This window comes from Pseudomonas sp. ARP3 (assembly GCF_001029595.1).
Taxonomy (GTDB): Bacteria; Pseudomonadota; Gammaproteobacteria; order Pseudomonadales; family Pseudomonadaceae; genus Aquipseudomonas; species Aquipseudomonas rhodesiae.
Map to the genome: position 1 here is coordinate 45425 of NZ_LEKF01000023.1, position 19312 is coordinate 64736.

Consider the following 19312-nt stretch of genomic DNA (forward strand, 5'->3'; position numbering starts at 1 on the left):
TTTACCGACAGGAATACGCGCGCCTGCCCCTCGTTCTGTTGCACAATACCGCCCAGATCGTTTTCCTCAGGATTATCAATGTCGACATCATTTCACTTGCGCAGCCTCGGGTTGGCGTTGGTGTTGGCGGGCGCCGCGGGCTGCTCGTCACCCAAGACCGCTATTTATGAACATGAGAACTTCGACGATTCCGGCACCTTTTCCCGGGACTACCCGGTCAGCGATGTGGCGGCGTGCGAAGCCGCACGGCGTGCGTTGCTGAGCCAGGGCTACATCATCACCAGCAGCGACCCAAAACTGGTGGTGGGCAACAAGAGCTTCCAGCAGAGTGGCGAAACCCATTTGCAGATCAGTTTCAACGTGGTGTGTGCCGACGACGGCAAAGGCAAGAAACATTCAACGATGTTTGCCAACGCCTTGCAGGACCGCTACGCGCTGAAGAAGGTCAACAACTCGGCGAGCCTGGGAGTGGGGGTGCTGGGTTCGGTGTCGATGCCGATCGGCTCCACCGATGACTCCATGGTCAAGGTCGCCAGTGAAACGGTGTCCGCGCCCAAGTTCTATGAGCGCTACTTTGCGCTGGTGGACGTGTTCCTGCCCCAGGAAGTGAAGAAGGCCGAGCATATTCCGGAGAAGCCGAAGGCTGAACTGGGGGTGCCGGAGCCTAAAACCGAACCGGCCGCCGAGAAAGTCGAGGCTCCCAAGGATCAGCCTGCTGTGCCTGCCGCCTCGCAACCGCTCGCTCCACCGGCAGAACCCGCGCCGATTGCGCCTCAGGCGGCGCCCGAAGCAGCCCCCGCGCCAGAACCTACGCCTGCTCCCGCGCCGACCAATCCCGACCTGCCCGCGCCGACAGAAGCCATTCCCCCGCTGCCTACGCCTGCACAGTAATCAACACGCTACGGGATCGACGCTGATCCCGTAGCGGCGAGTGCCTCCACTGCCTCCCTGGGCTAAATCACCGACCTGCTGCTACGTTTAATCCTCAAGTGCAGAAACGTCATGGCGCTGACTTTTTTTCGTCATCACGGCACTTTAGGCTGAGTATTCGGGTCATTTGCTAAGGCCGCTCTACGCCGGCTTTTCTCATACAAAACAGGGAGCACACCATGGACGATTATCAAGAAGAGCTGTTGGAGTATCAGGCGTTTGAACTGGACCCTTTGGATCCGGCCGACGATGCCACCGAGCTGTAACACCGACCTCAGGCGGAATGCCGCTGACTGCGGCGAAACTCCCCTGGGGTCTGGTTGTTCCATCGCCTGAACGCGCGTTGAAAGGCCTGGGCTGAGGCAAACCCGAGCAAGTAGGCGATTTCGCCGAAGGCCAGTTCCGTATCGCGGATATAGGTCATGGCCAGGTCGCGGCGGGTGTCATTGAGAATCGCGCGAAACTGGGTGCCTTCTTCCGTCAGTTTGCGTCGCAGGGTCCAGGTCGGCAGCTTCAAGCGTGCCGCCACTTCTTCCAGGTCGGGTTCCCGACCGCCATTGAGCATCGGCCCGAGCAAACGGGTAATGCGCTCGCTCAGGCTGCGAGTGCGCGTCAACTGCTCCAACTCCCGTTCGCACAATTGCAGCAACAGGTGCCAGGTACTTGGGCAATGTTGCGGGTTGCGCAAGGCCAGGGTGGCTTGGCTCAGACGCAGTTGGTTCAGGTCAGCACCGAAATGCACAGGGCTATCGCCCAGCAGGCTATAGCGTTCGCTGTAGTCGGGGGCTTGAAATTCGATCTCGATCCGCTGGGCCTGCACCGATTGCTGGGCCAGGCTGGACAATTGATGCAGCCAGCCAGCGATGATCGAGTCGACCACAAAGCGGTTGTAGGCGTTATATGGGCTGATGGAATAGAAGCGCAGCCAAGCGCCTTGGGCGTCCTCGTGAAAGCTCGATTGCCCCCGGTAGTTGGAGCCGTACAGCGGTTCAAAGCGCGTCAGCGTGCGTGCGGCCTCGCGCACGGTGGGTGCTTGGGCGGCGGTGACACCGGCGAGTCCAGCCTGGCTCAGACGGCTGAGCTGGCCCATGCGCAGGCCCAGGGCAGGGTCGCCAGTGAGCTGTATGGCGGCGTGGCCCAGACGCATATAGCGGGGTATAGATAAGCGCGCGCCGGCTTCGGCCAACCGCGCCGGGTCGAGGCCGTATTGCAGCAGCAGGGGTTGCGGGTCCAGGCCATGGCTGTGCACCGCGTCGGCCAAGGTGTGCACGAAGCCCACCGACAAGTCCCCCAGGCGCACTGGTTTCACGGCGTTACAGCCAGATATTCAGCATGCGCGCGCCACGGGCGTCGCCATCGGCGCTGATCTGCCCGTTGCTGCTGAGAAAGCTGTGCCCTGCAGTGCCCAGGTCCCAGAACTGCCCGCGTAGAAACACGCTCATGCCGGCGCTGGCCTGGCTGACGGGTTGCTGGCTGATCAACGTGAGTCGACGCCAAGCCTCGCCCTCACTGAGTTCCTCGGGCTTGAGGCTGACTTCCGGCGGCGTGGAAACGCTCTTGAAGCCGCGCCATGGCCGGTCCCAGGTGTCACGGCCTGTGACCAGCGCCGGTACGGCGATCAGATGGGCACCGTTTTCGTTGAGCTTGCGGTAGTTATCCGGGTACCAGCTGTCGCTGCCCACTAACACGCCCAATCGACCGGCCGGCGTATCTACCACGCTAACCACGTTTTCATCGCCGGGCTGGATAAATTCGCGCTCGTCGTAGATCGGGTAGAGCTGGCGCTGGGGATCGCCGATGGGCAAGCCGTCCGCAGCGAATACCACGCTGGCGTTGTACAGGGCGCCGTGGCCGATCTGCAGTTGCCGTTGGCTGATGCTCGGGTTGGGCAGGGCGATGGAGCCGGCCACCAGGGTCACGCCGAACTCTTTGGCCAGCCCGCCGAACAGTACCTGATAGTCGCGAGCCATGGCGGGCGCTTTCATGCGTAGGTAGGCGTCGTCCATGCGGTCGGCGCCGGTGGCGCTGATCCAGGCGCGCACGAACTGCACCGGGTTGCTGATCGACAGCCAGTTCATCGCCTCCTTGAGGTGCAGCGCTTGATAGACCTCGTTCTTTTCGCCGGTGAGCATCAGCCAGGTGCCGATGTGTTCGGGCAGCACCACAATGGTCTTGTCGTTGATCAAGCCTTGGTCGCGGGCGTTTTGCAGATACGCGGCGAGTTTCAGGTGCAGGCGTTCCAGGCTCTGGTAGTCGGCGGGGAACAACTCCGGCTGGATGCCTAGCAGGTTGCCTCGGTCGGCTGGTACGCCTTCGTTGACGGCCAGGGTGATGCGCAGGTCCGACAGGTAATGCGCCACAGGGCGCTCCTGGGTCCAGACCAGATACGCGGTGACGGCGGCAACCAGGGCCAGGGTGACGGTGAACGCTAGAAGTTTACGCATGGGCAACAGACAACAGACCGGGTGCTGGGTTCGGCGGCTAGGGTAGGGCCCATGCCTTGGCTTGCCAAGGGGTGCTGTACATTTGGATCAATAACTTGTCAGTTTCAGTCATTGAGCAGTAGGTAACCGCCTCTTAGTCTGTGGGCATAAACCGATGGTCGGCCATTCGAGCCGGCCACGTCCCGTGATGACCTGCCGTGGAGCTGTACCATGACCGCCGCTGCTTACCCGCACCTGCTGGCCCCGTTGGACCTGGGCTTTACCACCTTGCGCAACCGTACCCTGATGGGTTCGATGCACACCGGCCTGGAAGAAAAACCCGGCGGCTTCGAGCGCATGGCCGCCTATTTTGCCGAGCGCGCCCGGGGTGGTGTGGGCTTGATGGTCACCGGCGGTATTGGCCCCAACGATGAGGGTGGTGTGTACGCCGGCGCGGCCAAGTTGACCACCGAGGAAGAAGCCCAGAAGCACAAAATCGTGACCCAAGCGGTGCATGCGGCGGGCGGTAAGATCTGCATGCAGATCCTCCACGCCGGGCGGTATGCCTACAGCCCCAAGCAAGTGGCACCGAGCGCGATTCAGGCGCCGATCAACCCGTTCAAGCCCAAGGAGTTGGACGAGGAAGGCATCGAAAAACAGATCCAGGATTTCGTCACTTGCTCGCGGCTGGCTCAGGTCGCCGAGTACGACGGCGTTGAAATCATGGGCTCTGAAGGCTACTTCATTAACCAGTTCCTCGCCGCGCACACCAACCACCGCACCGACCGTTGGGGCGGCAGCTACGAGAACCGCATGCGCCTGGCCGTTGAAATCGTGCGTCGTGTGCGCGAAGCGGTGGGGCCGAATTTCATTATTATCTTCCGCCTGTCGATGCTCGACCTGGTGGAAGGTGGCAGCACCTGGGAAGAAATCGTGCAACTGGCCAAGGCCATCGAGCAGGCCGGTGCGACCATCATCAACACCGGTATCGGCTGGCACGAAGCACGCATCCCGACCATTGCCACTAAAGTGCCGCGTGGCGCGTTCAGCAAAGTCACCGCCAAGTTGCGCGGTGCGGTGCAGATCCCGCTGATCACCACCAACCGCATCAATACTCCGGAGATTGCCGAGCGCATCCTCGCCGAAGGCGATGCCGACATGGTGTCGATGGCGCGGCCGTTCCTTGCCGACCCCGAGTTCGTCAACAAGGCGGCCGCCGGGCGTGCCGATGAGATCAACACCTGCATCGGCTGCAACCAGGCGTGCCTGGATCACACCTTCGGCGGCAAGCTGACCACCTGCCTGGTCAACCCCCGTGCGTGCTACGAAACCGAGCTTAACTACCTGCCGGTCAAACAGATCAAGAAAATTGCCGTGGTCGGTGCCGGCCCCGCCGGTCTGGCGGCGGCGACGGTGGCCGCCGAGCGTGGGCACCAAGTGACCCTGTTCGATGCCGCCAGCGAGATCGGCGGTCAGTTCAATATCGCCAAACGCGTACCGGGCAAAGAAGAATTCTTCGAAACCCTGCGCTACTTCAAACGCAAATTGCAGACCACCCATGTCGAGGTGTGCCTCAATACCCGCGTGGACGTGGCGCAACTGGTGGCCGGCGGCTATGACGAAATCATCCTGGCCACCGGCATTGCGCCGCGCACCCCGGCCATCCCAGGGATCGACAACCCCAAGGTGCTGAGCTACCTGGACGTGATCCTCGAACGCCAGCCGGTCGGCCAGCGCGTGGCGGTGATCGGCGCCGGCGGCATTGGCTTCGACGTATCGGAGTTCCTGGTGCATCAGGGCGTGTCCACCAGCCTGGACCGTGAGGCGTTCTGGAAGGAATGGGGCATCGACACCCAACTGCAGGCCCGTGGCGGTGTGGCCGGTATCAAGCCCCAGCCCCATGCGCCGGCGCGAGAAGTGTTCCTGCTGCAACGCAAGGCTTCCAAGGTCGGCGATGGCCTGGGCAAGACCACTGGTTGGATCCACCGCACCGGCTTGAAGAACAAGCAGGTGCAGATGCTTAACAGCGTCGAGTACCTGAAGATCGATGACCAAGGCCTGCATATCCGTATCGGCGCCGAGGGCGAGCCGCAGTTGCTGGCGGTGGACAACATCGTCATCTGCGCCGGTCAGGACCCGCTGCGCGACTTGCAGGACGGCCTGGTCGCCGCCGGGCAGAACGTGCACCTGATCGGCGGCGCAGACGTGGCGGCCGAGCTGGACGCCAAGCGCGCGATCAACCAAGGTTCGCGCCTCGCCGCCGAGCTGTAAGGCCCTGAGCGGGGCGGTGCTAGACTACCGCCCCGTTTGCCAGGCAGATCCACCCCCATGGGCCCCTTCGATTGGCTTCCCATCGCTCCCCTTGAACCATTGCACCTCGATTGGCTGAACGGCATCGAGCTGGCTGTGCTGCGCCTGGACCGTATAGACCCCCTGATCAGCGGCAACAAGTGGTTCAAACTCACCGAGCATTTGAGGCAGGCAGAGCAGGCCGGTGCCCGTGGCATCATCAGCCTGGGCGGGGCTTACTCCAACCATTTGCATGCCTTGGCGGCAGCGGGTGAGCGCTTTGGTTTCGCCACTGTCGGCCTGTTGCGCGGCCATCCTCAAGACACCCCCACCGTCCTCGACCTGAAAGCCTTTGGCATGCACCTGCATTGGCTGGGCTACGCCGGCTATCGCGCGCGCCACGGGGCGGACTTCTGGCTGCCGTGGCGTGAGCAATACCCGCAGTTGTATCCGGTGCCCGAAGGCGGCGGCGGGCTCGCCGGTGCGATGGGTTGCGCGGTGCTGGTGGAACAGGTCCGTGGGCAATTGAGCAAGCTGGGTTGGAACGCTTACGACGCTTGGTGGCTGGCCGCCGGCACGGGGACGACCCTGGCAGGTTTGGCCCTGGCGGAAGCGGGCGCGCACCCGGTGTACGGTGCGATGGCGGTGCCGGATGATCACGGCGTGGCCCAGAATGTGGAGGCGATTGTGGCGGGTGGCTACGAATTGCTGGAGGCCAGCCGCGGTGGGTTCGCCAAGGTCGACGCGGCATTGCTCGACTTTATGCAAACCACCGAACGCGCCACTGGCCTGCCGCTGGAGCCGCTCTATACCGGCAAGGCGCTGTTGGCGTTGAAGCAGCAGATCGAGGCCGGGCGGTTCTCGCCCGGCACGCGTCTGATCTTTGTGCACACCGGTGGCTTGCAGGGCCGTCGCGGGTTCACAGGTTAGCGCGCTTACCCGGCATCATCCGCAGCGCGGTGTTATCGCGAATCACATAGTGGTGCACGATTCCCGCCAGCGCATGCAGGCCGATCAGCCAGTAGCCGATTTTGCCGAACAGCACATGCCAACCTTCGATCTCTTTGGCCAACGCCTTGTTTTCAGCGATCAGCGGTGGCAGCTCAAGACCATAGAACATCACTGAATGCCCTTCGGCGCTGACGATCAGCCAACCGGCAATCGGCATGCCGATCATCAAGGCGTACAGCGCCCAGTGCATCAGTGTGGCCAGCAGGCTCTGCCATGGCGGCGGGGTGGGGATGATCTTTGGCGCGACCCCCAGGCTCCGGGCGAACAGGCGCAGCCACACCAGCACGAACACGGTAAGGCCGAACATAAAGTGCATTTCCACGATCAACGTGCGTGCGCCGCTGCCCTTGGGGAACTGCCCGCGTAGCTCAATGCAGGCGTAAACCACCGCCAGCAGCACCACCATCAACCAGTGCAGCGCAATCGACATGGTGCTGTAGCGCGTATCGGAATTTTTCCACGGCATCGCTGGGATCCTCATCGGTCAGGGCATGCCTTCGTTCTTTTGTGACGAAGTATTTCTACTGTAAGCCTGTTTCCAACGATTTGCCCGCTGCGATGGCCGTTGTTTTGACCTCAATCAGTGGCTTTGCGGTATTTCGCCGCGGGCCAGGCGTTGGTTGATGTCGGCGATGACCGCCGGCAGGTCGGTAATGGTGTCGATCAAGTAGTGGGGCCGCGAGCCTTCGAACATCGCTTCGATTCGCCTGCGTTCGCTGGCCAGCGTGGCGGCGTCGAGGGCGCGAAATTGCGCATAGGTCAGCCCCAGCGCATTGCCGGAGCAGGTCAGCGCCACGGTCCACATGCCGGCGCGGCGGCCTTCGAGGATGCCCGGTACGGTGTCGTCGACTTTTACGCACGCTGCCACGTCGTCAATGCCCAGGGCGATCACATTCGCCAGGGCCTGGGCGGGCCATGGGCGGCCATTGGGTACTTCGTCAGTGGCGACCACATGGTCGGCGACGTAGCCGTTGCGCGCGGCCAGGGCGACCACTTTGTCCATCACCTGCTTGGGGTAGCCGGAGCAGGAGCCGATCTTGATGTTCTGGGCACGCAGTGTGGCGATGGTGTCGAGCGCGCCGGGGATCAGCGCCGAATGCTCGGCGATCTTCTCGATCTGCAGGGGCATAAAGCGCTTGTAAATGGCCGTCACGTCGTCATCGGTGGGCGTGCGCCCGAATGCTTGGCGGTAGCGCTCGGCCACCTGCGGCTGATTGCACAGGGTGCGGATATGGTCCCACTTGCCCATGCCCATCGGACCACGGGCTTCGTCGATGGACACCTGCACGCCGAACTCGGCGAAGGCCTCGACAAAAATCTGCGTGGGCGCGAAGGAGCCGAAGTCGACCACGGTGCCGGCCCAATCCAGGATCGCGGCCTGGAGTTTGGTGGGGTTTTGATAGTTCATGCGGGTACTCCAGACGCAGAGAGAAGAGGGATGTCCATGGCGCGCAATACCTGGGCGATGGTGGTTACGGCGGCGCGCATGTCGGTAGAGTCGACATGGCCGATGCAGCCGACGCGAAAGGTTTCCACCTGGGTCAATTTGCCGGGGTAGAGGATGAAACCCTTGGCCTTGACCCGTTCGTAGAACTCCTTGAACTGGTAGCGCGAGTGTTGCGGGGCGTGGAAGGTGACGATGATCGGTGCTTGGATCGCCGCCGGTAGAAAGCTGCGCAGGCCCAGTTCGGCCATGCCCTCAAGCAGCGTCTGACAATTGTGCGCGTAGCGCTGATGGCGCGCGGGCAGACCGCCTTCTTCGTGGTATTGCAGCAGCGCTTCGTGCAGGGCCGCCACCACATGGGTGGGCGGGGTGAAGCGCCATTGGCCGGTTTCGGCCATGTAACGGTGCTGCTCGAAAAGGTCCATCGCCAGGGAGTGGCAGTTGCCTTGAGCAGTGGCCAGCGCCTGTTTATCGACAAAGACAAAACCCATGCCCGGCACGCCTTCCAGGCACTTGCCTGAGGCCGCTATCAGCGCGTCGAACGGCACTTCGCGGGCATCGATCGGCAGCGCACCGAAGGAACTCATGGCGTCGACGATCAAGCGCTTGCCGTGGCTTTTTACCACCTGGGCGATGGCCGGCAGCGGGTTGAGAATGCCGGTGCTGGTTTCGCAATGGATCAGCGCGACATGGCTAATCGACGGATCGGCGTGCAGCAGGCGGTCCACATCGGCGGCGGTGGTGGGTTCGTCCTCGGCGGTTGCAAAGGTGCTGAATGCACGGCCGAGCACTTCGCATATCTTCGCCAGGCGTTTGCCGTAGGCGCCGTTGACCAGCACCAGCACCTTGCCATCCCGTGGCACCAAAGTGCCGATTGCTGCCTCGACGGCGAAGGTGCCGCTGCCCTGCAAGGGCACGCAGTGGTGGCTGTCGGCGCCATGAATGATTGCCAGCAACTGCGCACGGACGCTGGCGGTGAGTTGGTTGAAGCGCTCATCCCAGGAACCCCAGTCCACCAGCATGGCCTGGCGGGTGCGGGCAGACGTGGTCAGGGGGCCTGGGGTCAACAGCATCGGCGTAGGGAGCATTGTGGGTTCTCTTCAGCGTTGGGTTGAATCTACGGCGCTTACGTTGCGGTTTGGCGTGATATCAATCAAATTGTTTGTTGTTATGCGAGCTATCAGCGAGGCCGATAAGCATGAACCTGTTTCAACTGCGTGCATTCGATGCCGTGGCCCGCGAGGGCAGTTTTACCCGTGCGGCGGCGCGGCTGTTTATCAGCCAGCCAGCGGTAACCGGGCATATCAAGGCCCTGGAGGAGCACTATCAGATTCCGCTGTTGCGCCGCACGGCGCGGCGGGTCGAGTTGACAGAGGAGGGCGCGCGGCTGGCGGCGATCACCCGGGCGATCTTCGGTCTGGTGGACGAGGCCCAGGCCCTGCTCGAAGCCAATCGCCAGTTACTCAGCGGGCGCCTGGAAGTGGCGGCGGACGGTCCGCACCTGGTCATGCCGATGATCGCCAGCCTGCGCGCGCGGTACCCGGGCATCACCGTCAACCTGCGGCTGGGCAATGCTCAGGAGACCTTGGCCGCGCTGTTGGCCGAGCATGCCGATGTGGCGGTGCTGACCGAGGTGGAACCCCGCCCTGGCATGCATTTACAGCCCTTGGGCGAATCGCATATCTGCGCCTTGGTCCCGTCCAACCACCCGTGGACGGAACTGCCCAACGGCATCGAGCTGAAGCAACTCGATGAGGTGATCATGGTGCTGCGCGAGCCCAGTTCGATCACCCGCCGCACCTTTGATGCCGCCTGCCAAGCCGCCGCTGTGCAGCCCAAGGTACTGCTGGAGCTGGATAGCCGTGAGGCGGTGACCGAGGCGGTCGCCGCACAATTGGGCGTCGGCGTGGTGTCGTCGATGGAGGTCAGCCAGGACCCGCGGGTGCGGGCGGTGCCGATCCGCGGCGCGGGGTTACTGAACCGGCACAGTCTCGGCTGCATGGAGCGACGCCGTTCCCTGCGCCTGATCCAAGCGTTTTTCGAGCTGGCGCCGTGACGGTTTTTTGGTGGAACGATGCGTTCTCGCGCTATAAACTCTGCCCCCAAAGCGCCGGCCAGTAGACGTTTCGGCGCGATGGACGAGAAGAGAGCGAGTCATGGGCGCACAGTGGAAAGTCAAACATAAAGAAGCGGCAGCCAATGCCAAGGGCAAAATCTTCGGCAAGCTGGTGAAAGAAATCACCATCGCCGCGCGCAACGGTGCCGACACCGCGACCAACGCCCACCTGCGTCTGGTGGTGGAGCAGGCCAAAAAAGCCTCGATGCCCAAGGAAACCCTGGACCGCGCCATCAAGAAAGGCGCCGGTCTGCTCGGCGAAACCGTGCAATACCACCGCGTGACCTACGAAGGGTTCGCGCCCCATCAGGTGCCGCTGATCGTCGAGTGTGTGACCGATAACATCAACCGCACCGTGGCGGAAATCCGCGTGGCATTCCGCAAAGGCCAACTGGGCGCTTCCGGTTCGGTAGCCTGGGACTTCAACCACGTCGGCTTGATCGAAGCCTCGCCGGACAGCCCGGACGCCGATCCTGAAATGGCCGCCATCGAAGCCGGCGCCCAGGATTTCGAGGACGGCGAAGAAGAAGGCACCACCCTGTTCATCACCGAAACCACCGACCTCGACGCCGTGCAGAAAGCCCTGCCGGAGCAAGGCTTCACCGTGCTATCGGCCAAGCTGGGCTATATCTCGAAGAATCCGGTGAGTGGTTTGACTGACGAGCAGATGGCTGAAGTCGAAGCCTTCCTCGAAGGCTTGGACAACCACGACGACGTGCAGGACATGTTCGTCGGCCTGGCGGGCTGATCGACGGCTGAGCAAGGTGGGAGGGGCGGTGCGACGATTCGACTTGCCCCCGATTACGGTGTGTCAGTGAAAGCGGGGCTGACTGTCGCACCGCCCCTCCCACATTTTGATCCAGTAATTTTCTATCCGAGCTGTTTTGAAGCCCCTCTGACATTGCCTTAATTAGTCAAAGTTGCAGATGGCGTGCAGCAACGCCTCGATCTCTTCGAACCCCGGCCGCGCCAGCACGTCCGGCTGACAGCAGCGCGCCTGCAACGCCGCCAGTGCCGCATCTACGGGTTCCCCCTCGATCCGCTCCAACAATTCCCCCAACAACACCCCGAAGGCTCGCACTTCGATGCGCTGCAATGCCCGGGTTTCCACGGTGTCCGCCGCGGCATGGAATGACGCCGCGCCAAAATCCCCCAGCAAACAATCGCCCGTCGCGTTCCACAGAATATTGTGGGCGTACAGGTCGCCATGGGTGATGCCGTGACGGTGTAAATGCGCCGCCACCGAAGCCATGCCACGGGCTATACGCAGTGCGACATCGGCGCTGAAGCGGGTGTCGGGCGCGTAGATATCGCGCGTGCAGGACGCCAGGCTGGGCAGGGCGGCCAGGTTGCGGTAGCTCGGCTCGATCAGGTCCATCACCAAGGCGGCCTGGTCATCGGGGTGGCCGACCACGCGACCTTGCACCTTGATCAGGTTGGGATGCCGCCCGGCGGCGATGCACGCCTGCATTTCGTGCAGCGGTGAACCGTCGCTGGTAATCGTGCCTTTGTAGAGCTTGACCGCCACCGGCAGGGCCTGGGGTTTCCACAAGGCTTTGTGGATCACGCCGGAAGCCCCTTCGCCAAGGACATCGGCCAATGCCAATTCGCCCCAGGGAATATCCGGCGTGGTGTCGTCTGCCTGGACTTCCACTGCCATTTCCACTGGGTTGCCGGCATAAGCCAGCCAGGTCAGGCTTGGCAGTGACAGCAGCCAGTCCGGCAGGTGGGTGAGGCGATTGGAGGCGATGCGGATCAGCTCCAGGTTGTGGCACTGAGCCAAGCTGCGTGGCAGTTGCTCCAGTTGATTGCCGGCCAGCATCAGCTTTTGCAGCAATGGCCGTTCACCCAACGCCTCGGGCAACTGGCGAATGCAGTTGTCGGTGAGGATCAGCCAGCGCAGCTGCGGCGGTAGGGCGGCGGCGGGCACTTGGCTGATCCGGTTGGCCTTGAAGCCGATCATGCTCAATTTCGCGCACTGACCCAGGCAGGTCGGCAGTTCGGTGAAGGCGTTGTCCGAGCAGAACAGCACGCGCAGGTGCGGCAGGCGATGCAGGTCGTCCGGCAAGCGGCTCAGGGCGTTACCGCTGAGGTTGAGGATTTCCAGGGTGTCGGCCAGTTCGAAGATTTCCCGAGGAAACTCGGTGAGCCCGCAGGAAAGATCCAGGCGCGTGATACCGGCCAATTGGCCGGCCTTGAGTTGGGCGAGGGTAGTCATGAACGGCGCGGTCACTCGGCAAGGGGGCGTAAAGGGCGCTCATGATACCGGGTCGGGCACGAGTTGCGGGTCGACCTGTTGCAATTGGCTCAGGCGGCTGGCGGTGCGGGCCAGGTCGATGGCCTCGCCCGCCAGGCAGTCGGCCAGAGGCTCGGTGCCGATCAGGGTCAGGCGTTTGTCGCGGTCGTAGAGCACGTCCACCAGATTGATGAAGCGTTGTTGTACGGCAATCGGGCACTGCGCCAGGTGGGGCAGGCCGTCGATGATCCAGTGATCGAACGTCTCGCATAGCAAGAGGTAGTCCATCACCGCCGTCAGTTGCTCGCAAAGATCGGCGAAGGTGAAGACGATGGTGCGCGCTTGGTGGTGGCGACACACCAGTTGCCGATTGCCCACCTGCAACTGCTGCGCTGGGCCTTGGGGCGCCGGCAGGCCGAGGGCCGCACGCTGCGCGGCCGTGCCTGGCCACAGGTAGACGCCGGCGGTAAAGCGCTGCGTGGCATGGGCCTGGGGCAGGCTGCGAAAGTCCTGTGGCGAGCTGACTTCCAGCACGTCCATGCGCGCGGCGATCAGATCGATCACCGGCTTGAAGCGCTCGTGGTACAGCGGGTTGGGCAGCAGTCCTTCGGGCGCGTAGTTTGAGGTGACCAGCACCAGCATGCCGCGCTGGAACAGCGCTTTGAACAATCGGCTGATAAGCATGGCATCGCCGATATCGTGGACGTGGAACTCGTCGAAGCACAGCACCCGGCAATCTGCCAACAGCTCATCGAGGGTCACGCCCAGCGCGTCATCCTGTTCACGGTGCTGGAACATGCCCCGGTGCAGGCGCGCGAAGAAATCGTGGAAATGCACCCGCTGTTTCTCGGCCAGCGGCAGCGCCTGGAAAAAGCCGTCCAACAGCCAGCTCTTACCGCGCCCCACCGGCCCGTGCAGGTACAGGCCACGGGTGGCTTGGCCGTCGAGCAGGTGGCCGGTCTCGCGGGCCATGGCGGCAATCGCTCGGGTCTGCCCGGCGCTGAGGGTGTAGCCCTGTTGTTGGGCTTTGTGCGCAAAAAACTCGGGGATGGAGGCGTCGCTGCGTGGCGCGCGTTGTTTACCAAGCAGGCGACGGATCAAAGTCGGCACGGCCACTGTGGATCACTCTGTGGGTCAAAGGTCGCTCACTTTAGGATGCTCTTCACGTTTTGACCAATCGCGAAGGCGCGCATCGGCCATCTCGAAAACGCATGACCCCCCACGACTAGAAGGTCTGCAGCGGCGCCACCGGGTGATCCACCGGGCTGACCACCGCGTAGTTATAGCCGCCACCGGACCAGTACTGCGCTTGTAGCCCATCGGCGGTGCGGCTGCCACGGGGCAGGAAGCCGTTGTCCGGGCCCGGCGGGCGGATGTAGAAACTGATACGCCGCCCCTGCGCGTCCTGGTACAGCACCATGGCAGCGGCGCCTTGATCGGTGGTGAGCAGACGCCCGCTGACCGGCGTGAAGCCCGACTGGCTCAAGTCCGGCAAGCGCTGGGCCTGTTGGAAGTAGCGGTCGAGCCAGGCTTGCATGGTGCCGCTGTCCTGAGCACGGTAGTCGGCGGGCAGGATGCCGTCCTGGGCGAACAGGCGGAACGCCTGCATGGCATCGGCCATGGGTTGCAGCGGCGGTTGAGTCGCCTCGCGGGCCTGCCAGCCGCCCCAGCCGCCGAGGCTCACCGCCACCAGCAACAGCGCTGCCGTGGCCAAGTGGCGACGCGTATTGTGCCGAACGCGCTGGCGGATCAGCGCGGGGTCCAACTGCGGGTTGGCGGGCTGTTGCAGGGCGCCGCCCAAGGCTGCGCGCAATGCGTGTGCATCCTGTTGCCAGGCCTGCACTTGGGCCGCCACCTCCGGGTGGGTCGCCAGCCAGGTGTCCAGGGCACGCCGGTCATTCTCGCAAAGCTGATGATCGACGTAGGCATGTAAGTCATGTTCGTTGGGAGGCAGGCTGATCATTTGAGTATCCGCAGAGAAGGGCTGGCAATTTCGCCATCGCTGAGTTGACGCAGGGCCTGGCGCGCCCGTGACAACCGCGACATCACGGTGCCGAGGGGTACGCCGAGAATCTCGGCGACTTCTTTGTAGCTCAAACCTTCCACGGACACCCACAGCAGCAGCGCGCGTTGCTCGGTGTTCAATTGATCGAAGGCTTGCAGGGTCGACTGGGCCATCACGGTGCGTTCGACCGAGGGCTGCACGTCTTCGCGTCCTGTAAAGAAGTCGAGCATGCGCGCATAACGGCGGGTACGGCGCTGGGCATCAAGAAACTGCCGGTAGAGGATCGAGAACAGCCATGCGCGCAGGTCGCCTTCCGGGCGTTTGTCGCCCCAGCGGGTGATTGCACGCTCCAAGGTGGCCTGCACCAGATCGTCGGCGCTGCTGGTGTTGCGCGTCAGGGACACGGCAAAGCGCCGCAGCCGGGGCAGGAGTTCGCGTAGCGGTTCGTCGAGTTCATGCATGGTGGGTCAGTCTAGCCAGTTGTGAGAGTAGACGTTCGCCCGCGTAGGTTATTCCATGCCTACCTGAAAGAAACCTTGCCCTTGTGGGGGCGCCCTCTCTGGATAGCCCACAGGCCTGTAATGCCCTACGCCCGCCTTAATCCAGCCTCGTGGCTACCGGTACAGGATCGTCCGCAATGAAGAGGGCGTGTTGATGAATTCACCGACAGGCAAAGCATGTTACTTCCGGCCGGAACTGACGCACTTGCTGGCGGCGTAGCAAGTGATTTTCGCACACAGGCCCTGGCCGATCAGTGGGCGGCGCACTGCACGTTCTACAACGGTTGTGGGCCCACCGAAACCACCATCGTCAATACCTTGCACCGGCATGAGCCTAGCGCCTTGCTGACCATCGGTCGGCCAACCCCGAACAACACGGTGTATGTGCTCGACGAACAAGGGGCGCGCCTGTGAGCTGGGCCAACCTGGGGAAATGTAGGCCGGAGGGGCGGGTGTCACGACCGGCTACTTGAACAACCCGGCGTTGACCCAAAAGCGATATCGCCCCGATCCGGTTCTGGGCGGCGACAACCTGATGTTCCGCACCCGCGACCTGGGACGCTGGACGGCAGATGGCCGGCTCGAACACCTGGGGCGGGTGGATGACCAGGTCAAGGTGCGTGGGCTTTCTGAATCGCGGTATGTAAGGTCGTAACGCAAAAAAAACTACAGTGAAGTGGGAATAAGCCTGCGTGGGTTTCGTCTCATAGCACTTTCCCCCTGCGGCCCTCGGCCCTGGAGTTTTTATGCTGGATCACCCATCACCGCCCCGTCCTGCCTTGAGTACCGCAAGCCTGGTGGCGCGTCTTGCTGCCATCGGTGTTGTGGTGGCCGGTTTGGCCGCGGCGTTTGCCTACGTCAATGGCACACTCGACCCACAGCGGCTGCGGCCTAAAACCTTGGTCAATGCCCTGGAAACCAACAATGGCGTGCACCCTGGCTATCGGCGCAACCACGCCAAAGGCGTGTGCGTGGCGGGTTACTTCCAAAGCTCTGCCGAGGCGCGCGCCTATTCCAGCGCCGAGGTGTTCAGCGAGACCAAAACCCCGTTGATCGGCCGCTTCGCCTTGCCCAGCGGCAACCCTTACGCGCCTGATAGCAGCGTGCCGATCCGCAGTTTTGCCGTGCAGTTCAGCCAGGCCAACGGCCAGCAATGGCGCACCGGTATGAACAGCATGCCGGTGTTCCCGGTGGGCACGCCCGAGGCGTTCTATCAGTTGCTCAAGGCGGGCGCGCCGGACCCGGCCACCGGCAAGCCGAACCCAGCGAACATGCCGGCGTTTTTTGCCGCCCATCCGGAGGCCGCACCGTTCCTGGCATGGGTCAAGACCGCCAAACCGTCGGCCAGTTACGCGACCGAAACCTATAACGGCATCAATGCGTTTTATCTGGTGAACGCCGAGGGCAAGCGTCAAGCCGTGCGCTGGGCGGTGGTGCCCCAAAGCCAAGACGCGGTGGGTGATACCGCCGTCGATGGTGCGGACTTCCTGGAGAAAGACCTGGTGCAGCGCCTGGCCGCCGGGCCGCTGCGCTGGCAGTTGAACATGACCCTGGCCAACCCCGGCGACGTGCTGGACGATGCCAGCAAACCCTGGCCCGGCCCCCATACGGTGCTGAACGCCGGGACCCTGGTGGTGCAAAGCAGCCAGCCCCAGGCCGACGGTGACTGCCGCGATATCAACTTCGATCCGCTGATTCTGCCCAGCGGTATCCAAGCCTCCAATGACCCCTTGCTGGCGGCCCGCTCGGCGGCATACGCCAGTTCTTACCTGCGCCGCGCCGGCGAGGTCAGCCCCTTGCACCATGCTCCACAGGAGTCGAAACCATGAAGGCCTCTCCACAATTCTTCGCTCCCTTGGCGCGCCTGTTGCACTGGCTGATGGCGCTGATGGTCATCGCCATGCTGTTTATCGGCGCGGGCTTGGCGGCCTCGGTCTCGGAGCGGCATGCCTGGCTGATCCAACTGCATAAACCGTTGGGTATTGCGATTCTGGCGCTGGTTATCGTCAGGCTGGTGGTGCGCTTTTCCACGCAGCAACCGCCTCTGCCCCAGGACTTGCCGCAGTGGCAAGTGCTGGCGGCAAAGGCATCGCACCTGATGTTGTATGGTCTGATGCTGGCGTTGCCGCTGCTGGGTTGGGCGATGATTTCAGCGGCGGGCGACCCGGTGATGCTCAGCAGCTCCGTACGACTGCCGGCGCTAGTGGAGGCGAACGCACCGTTGTTCGCGCTGCTGCGTAAGGCCCATGGGTACCTGGCGTACCTGCTGTTTCTCACGGTGTTGGTGCACCTGGCGGCGGCGTTGTTTCATGGGCTGATCCGACGCGATGGCGTGTTGCAGAGCATGACCGGCACCAAGGACTGATGCCGGGGTTCGTTGCTGTCAGCGCAACAGGCCGACGATATCGGCGACGCTGCTCAGCACATCCTTGCCTAGCTGTTTCGAGCGCTCGCCCGACCAGCCGGTTTTCGGGTTGGGCGCGTCGTTGTTGTCCTTGAAGGGCATTTCCAAGGTCAGCGACAGGCAATCGTACTTTTGGCCGACCGCATTGCAGGCCAACGTCATGTTGGCTTCGCCCGGCAGGTCGCGGGTGTAGCCATGGGTGGTCTGGAAGTCACGGGTCAAGCCGCTGAGGTGGCTGCGAAAGTGCTTTTCCAGGGCTTCGATGCGCGGCGTGTAGCCTGGGTTGCCTTCGCAGGCAGCGGCGAATACATAGGGGATTTCTTCGTCACCGTGGATATCCAGGAACAGGTCCACGCCGTACTGTTCCATCTGCTGTTGCACGAACAGCACTTCCGGGCTGAGGTCCTGGCTTGCGCTCTGCCACGCGCGGTTGAGGTCCTGGCCCATGGCGTTGGTACGCAGGTGCCCGTGGAAGGCGCCGTCTGGATTCATATTCGGCACCAGGTACAGGTCAGCCACCGCCAGCAGTTTTTTCAGCTCGGCATCGCCGTCCTGTTGCAAGCGTTCGATGATCCCTTCCATAAACCATTCGGCCATGTGTTCGCCCGGATGTTGCTGGGCGATGATCCATACGTTGCGTCGTCCTTCGCCGCCTTTGCCCCGGCGCAGTAACTGAATGTCGCGGCCTTCGACACTCTTGCCGGTGGCCAGCAACTGGGTGCCGGTGTGTTTGAGCGCCTGCTCGATCAAGCCGTCATGACGTTCGCGGCTGTAGGGTTCGAAGTAGGCGAACCAGGCGTGCTTCTCGCGAGTCTCCAGGCTGATGTGCAAGATTTCGCCATCGAAGCGTGTCGGCACGCGGAACCAGTTGACGTGGTCGTAGGAGGCTACGGCGTTGTAGCCGCTCCAGGCATGGGGATATGAAGAGCGCCCGGCATTGCTTAGGCGGAAGGTGTGGGTATGGCCCACATGCATACCCTCGGCCTTGAAGTGAAACCACTGGAAATGTTGGCTGCGAGTGTCGGGTTTGATCGCCAGCAGCAATTGATAGGCATCGCTGGCGTCCAGCACCTGGATATTGCCACTGTCGAAGTCGGTACTGATTCTGATGGAGGTCAAGGCCACTGTCATAGTCTGGTTGCCTGATTATGAGTATTGTGGCGGCTATATTACACAGGAGTCCGGTAGAGCCTGGATGCAAAATTGTTGCGCAGGGAAGGGGGCATCATCCTTGACGCCGCCGCAGCTTAGAATTTATGAGATTGATTCTCAAGCGCTATTTCCCAAAGATGTGAGCCAGAGCCTTTGGGTGGCTTTCATTCGGCGATGGTCTTTTGCTACCATGCGCGCCATCACGCAACACACAGTCTTCATTAGCCTGAAGCCATGCCAGGAAAACTGGCAAAAAAAAGACCCGGCCAAAGAGCCGGGTCAAAAACCGTGATTAGCCTGATGAGGAGATATTCCAAGAGTCCGACCTAAGGTCTCTTGGTCTATCGACTGATCTCGCGATCAGCTGGGTCCAATAATAATCATTATCATTTGCAAGTCAAATGTTTTTATCCGTGGGATAGAAATATTTTTCCTTTGCGCCTATCAGCTGTCCGCCTGCGCTTCGCGCACCTGCAACGACCGCTCGACCATCGCCTTCGCCATATCGATCAAATACACCACTGAAAACGCCAGGTCCCGCTGATTACCCTGGTGGTTGCTCGCGGATTCATACGCAGTGGCCGCCGCGCTGCGCAGCAGGTCCGAGGCATGTATCAAGGCTTCTTCCTGACTGATACCTGCTTTGATGGCGAACAACGCCTCGTTCGCCACCGGCGTCGACATCTCTTCTTTCAAGTAGAAATCCAGCGCACGTTGGGCGGCGCCGCTGCTGCGCAAGTCTTGCAGCTCATCGTTTTCAGCGGGTTCAGGCAGGAGGTACGGGCTCGTCGTCATAAGGGGC

The 19312-nt window shown here is 62.4% G+C and carries 19 protein-coding genes and 1 pseudogene; 9 read left to right on the plus strand and 11 right to left on the minus strand.

Translation table 11 applies throughout. From position 1 onward, the window contains the following. The first annotated feature begins 78 nt into the window (after nucleotides 1-78). Nucleotides 79-891 carry a DUF2242 domain-containing protein gene (locus ABX75_RS22460; RefSeq protein ID WP_034098847.1) on the plus strand — a complete coding sequence of 271 codons (813 nt, stop codon included), beginning with the start codon at nucleotides 79-81 and terminating at the stop codon, nucleotides 889-891. 313 nt (nucleotides 892-1204) lie between these two features. Here the strand turns inward: ABX75_RS22460 and ABX75_RS22465 are convergent, their stop codons facing one another. Beyond that, a complete protein-coding gene (locus ABX75_RS22465; protein ID WP_034098845.1) occupies nucleotides 1205-2239 on the minus strand; it encodes an AraC family transcriptional regulator in 1035 nt (344 codons plus the stop codon). Nucleotides 2240-2243: 4 nt separating this feature from the next. Further along, nucleotides 2244-3374 (minus strand): carbon-nitrogen hydrolase family protein, encoded by a 1131-nt coding sequence (locus tag ABX75_RS22470; protein ID WP_040268774.1) that lies wholly within the window; start codon nucleotides 3372-3374, stop codon nucleotides 2244-2246. A gap of 210 nt (nucleotides 3375-3584) precedes the next feature. Here ABX75_RS22470 and ABX75_RS22475 point away from each other — a divergent pair, with 210 nt between their 5' ends. Together ABX75_RS22475 and ABX75_RS22480 are read left to right on the plus strand one after the other, a co-directional pair. Next, nucleotides 3585-5624, plus strand: a complete 2040-nt coding sequence (locus ABX75_RS22475; RefSeq protein ID WP_047882686.1) for an NADPH-dependent 2,4-dienoyl-CoA reductase — start codon at nucleotides 3585-3587, stop codon at nucleotides 5622-5624. 57 nt (nucleotides 5625-5681) lie between these two features. Continuing rightward, nucleotides 5682-6572: a 1-aminocyclopropane-1-carboxylate deaminase/D-cysteine desulfhydrase gene (locus tag ABX75_RS22480; protein ID WP_047882687.1), complete on the plus strand. Its 891-nt coding sequence runs from the start codon at nucleotides 5682-5684 to the stop codon at nucleotides 6570-6572. Here ABX75_RS22480 and ABX75_RS22485 read toward each other — a convergent pair. From ABX75_RS22485 to ABX75_RS22495, 3 genes are all read right to left on the minus strand, one after another. Next, nucleotides 6562-7119, minus strand: coding sequence for a cytochrome b (locus tag ABX75_RS22485; protein WP_034098839.1), 558 nt, complete (start codon nucleotides 7117-7119; stop codon nucleotides 6562-6564). The two genes, ABX75_RS22480 and ABX75_RS22485, sit on opposite strands and share 11 nt — an antisense overlap. Nucleotides 7120-7233: 114 nt before the next feature. Beyond that, nucleotides 7234-8061, minus strand: coding sequence for a phosphonoacetaldehyde hydrolase (phnX, locus tag ABX75_RS22490; protein WP_040268768.1), 828 nt, complete (start codon nucleotides 8059-8061; stop codon nucleotides 7234-7236). Beyond that, nucleotides 8058-9185 carry a 2-aminoethylphosphonate--pyruvate transaminase gene (locus ABX75_RS22495; protein ID WP_047882688.1) on the minus strand — a complete coding sequence of 376 codons (1128 nt, stop codon included), beginning with the start codon at nucleotides 9183-9185 and terminating at the stop codon, nucleotides 8058-8060. Before ABX75_RS22495 ends, phnX begins: the two co-directional genes overlap by 4 nt. A 110-nt stretch (nucleotides 9186-9295) precedes the next feature. Here ABX75_RS22495 and ABX75_RS22500 point away from each other — a divergent pair, with 110 nt between their 5' ends. Beyond that, nucleotides 9296-10153 carry a LysR substrate-binding domain-containing protein gene (locus ABX75_RS22500; protein ID WP_047882689.1) on the plus strand — a complete coding sequence of 286 codons (858 nt, stop codon included), beginning with the start codon at nucleotides 9296-9298 and terminating at the stop codon, nucleotides 10151-10153. A 100-nt stretch (nucleotides 10154-10253) separates the two neighbouring features. Then, nucleotides 10254-10961 carry a YebC/PmpR family DNA-binding transcriptional regulator gene (locus tag ABX75_RS22505; protein WP_034098834.1) on the plus strand — a complete coding sequence of 236 codons (708 nt, stop codon included), beginning with the start codon at nucleotides 10254-10256 and terminating at the stop codon, nucleotides 10959-10961. 162 nt (nucleotides 10962-11123) lie between these two features. On the opposite strand, the gene ABX75_RS22510 is transcribed toward ABX75_RS22505, so the two are convergent. From ABX75_RS22510 to ABX75_RS22525, 4 genes are all read right to left on the minus strand, one after another. Further along, nucleotides 11124-12431 carry a protein kinase gene (locus tag ABX75_RS22510; protein ID WP_047882702.1) on the minus strand — a complete coding sequence of 436 codons (1308 nt, stop codon included), beginning with the start codon at nucleotides 12429-12431 and terminating at the stop codon, nucleotides 11124-11126. 39 nt (nucleotides 12432-12470) lie between these two features. Then, nucleotides 12471-13565, minus strand: a complete 1095-nt coding sequence (zapE, locus tag ABX75_RS22515; RefSeq protein WP_047882690.1) for a cell division protein ZapE — start codon at nucleotides 13563-13565, stop codon at nucleotides 12471-12473. Between the two features lie 109 nt (nucleotides 13566-13674). Beyond that, nucleotides 13675-14412, minus strand: a complete 738-nt coding sequence (locus ABX75_RS22520; RefSeq protein WP_034098830.1) for an anti-sigma factor — start codon at nucleotides 14410-14412, stop codon at nucleotides 13675-13677. Further along, nucleotides 14409-14915, minus strand: coding sequence for a sigma-70 family RNA polymerase sigma factor (locus ABX75_RS22525; RefSeq protein WP_034098828.1), 507 nt, complete (start codon nucleotides 14913-14915; stop codon nucleotides 14409-14411). Before ABX75_RS22525 ends, ABX75_RS22520 begins: the two co-directional genes overlap by 4 nt. Before the next feature lie 276 nt (nucleotides 14916-15191). On the opposite strand from ABX75_RS22525, the pseudogene ABX75_RS28705 reads away from it, so the two are divergent. The 3 genes and pseudogenes from ABX75_RS28705 to ABX75_RS22535 all read left to right on the plus strand — a co-directional run. Then, a pseudogene (locus tag ABX75_RS28705) lies at nucleotides 15192-15579 on the plus strand (AMP-binding protein); the annotation flags it as partial. Between the two features lie 121 nt (nucleotides 15580-15700). Next, nucleotides 15701-16783 (plus strand): catalase family peroxidase, encoded by a 1083-nt coding sequence (locus ABX75_RS22530; protein ID WP_047882691.1) that lies wholly within the window; start codon nucleotides 15701-15703, stop codon nucleotides 16781-16783. After that, complete coding sequence (locus tag ABX75_RS22535; RefSeq protein WP_034098823.1) at nucleotides 16780-17319, plus strand: cytochrome b; 540 nt, start codon at nucleotides 16780-16782, stop codon at nucleotides 17317-17319. The genes ABX75_RS22530 and ABX75_RS22535 overlap by 4 nt, the downstream gene beginning before the upstream one ends. 18 nt (nucleotides 17320-17337) lie before the next feature. Here ABX75_RS22535 and ABX75_RS22540 read toward each other — a convergent pair whose 3' ends face one another. After that, nucleotides 17338-18489 carry a M14-type cytosolic carboxypeptidase gene (locus ABX75_RS22540; RefSeq protein ID WP_034138627.1) on the minus strand — a complete coding sequence of 384 codons (1152 nt, stop codon included), beginning with the start codon at nucleotides 18487-18489 and terminating at the stop codon, nucleotides 17338-17340. A gap of 100 nt (nucleotides 18490-18589) precedes the next feature. Between ABX75_RS22540 and ABX75_RS28710 the strand changes: the two genes are divergently transcribed. Then, on the plus strand, nucleotides 18590-18802 hold the full coding sequence (locus ABX75_RS28710) for a hypothetical protein (RefSeq protein WP_144419320.1): 213 nt from the start codon (nucleotides 18590-18592) through the stop codon (nucleotides 18800-18802). A gap of 152 nt (nucleotides 18803-18954) precedes the next feature. Here the strand turns inward: ABX75_RS28710 and ABX75_RS22545 are convergent, their stop codons facing one another. Continuing rightward, nucleotides 18955-19305, minus strand: a complete 351-nt coding sequence (locus ABX75_RS22545; RefSeq protein WP_034098818.1) for a DUF6124 family protein — start codon at nucleotides 19303-19305, stop codon at nucleotides 18955-18957. Nucleotides 19306-19312 lie beyond the last annotated feature (7 nt).

Bases quoted from the DNA above. Each gene is read 5' to 3' on its own strand.
- ABX75_RS22535 (WP_034098823.1), top strand. From the start codon at position 16,780: ATGAAGGCCTCTCCACAATTCTTCGCTCCCTTGGCGCGCCTGTTGCAC.
- ABX75_RS22495 (WP_047882688.1), bottom strand. From the start codon at position 9,185: ATGCTCCCTACGCCGATGCTGTTGACCCCAGGCCCCCTGACCACGTCT.
- ABX75_RS22500 (WP_047882689.1), top strand. From the start codon at position 9,296: ATGAACCTGTTTCAACTGCGTGCATTCGATGCCGTGGCCCGCGAGGGC.
- ABX75_RS22540 (WP_034138627.1), bottom strand. From the start codon at position 18,489: ATGACAGTGGCCTTGACCTCCATCAGAATCAGTACCGACTTCGACAGT.
- ABX75_RS22480 (WP_047882687.1), top strand. From the start codon at position 5,682: ATGGGCCCCTTCGATTGGCTTCCCATCGCTCCCCTTGAACCATTGCAC.
- ABX75_RS22510 (WP_047882702.1), bottom strand. From the start codon at position 12,431: ATGACTACCCTCGCCCAACTCAAGGCCGGCCAATTGGCCGGTATCACG.
- ABX75_RS22505 (WP_034098834.1), top strand. From the start codon at position 10,254: ATGGGCGCACAGTGGAAAGTCAAACATAAAGAAGCGGCAGCCAATGCC.
- ABX75_RS22525 (WP_034098828.1), bottom strand. From the start codon at position 14,915: ATGCATGAACTCGACGAACCGCTACGCGAACTCCTGCCCCGGCTGCGG.
- ABX75_RS22470 (WP_040268774.1), bottom strand. From the start codon at position 3,374: ATGCGTAAACTTCTAGCGTTCACCGTCACCCTGGCCCTGGTTGCCGCC.
- ABX75_RS22520 (WP_034098830.1), bottom strand. From the start codon at position 14,412: ATGATCAGCCTGCCTCCCAACGAACATGACTTACATGCCTACGTCGAT.
- ABX75_RS22460 (WP_034098847.1), top strand. From the start codon at position 79: ATGTCGACATCATTTCACTTGCGCAGCCTCGGGTTGGCGTTGGTGTTG.
- ABX75_RS22475 (WP_047882686.1), top strand. From the start codon at position 3,585: ATGACCGCCGCTGCTTACCCGCACCTGCTGGCCCCGTTGGACCTGGGC.
- ABX75_RS22545 (WP_034098818.1), bottom strand. From the start codon at position 19,305: ATGACGACGAGCCCGTACCTCCTGCCTGAACCCGCTGAAAACGATGAG.
- ABX75_RS22530 (WP_047882691.1), top strand. From the start codon at position 15,701: ATGCTGGATCACCCATCACCGCCCCGTCCTGCCTTGAGTACCGCAAGC.
- ABX75_RS22485 (WP_034098839.1), bottom strand. From the start codon at position 7,119: ATGCCGTGGAAAAATTCCGATACGCGCTACAGCACCATGTCGATTGCG.
- phnX (WP_040268768.1), bottom strand. From the start codon at position 8,061: ATGAACTATCAAAACCCCACCAAACTCCAGGCCGCGATCCTGGATTGG.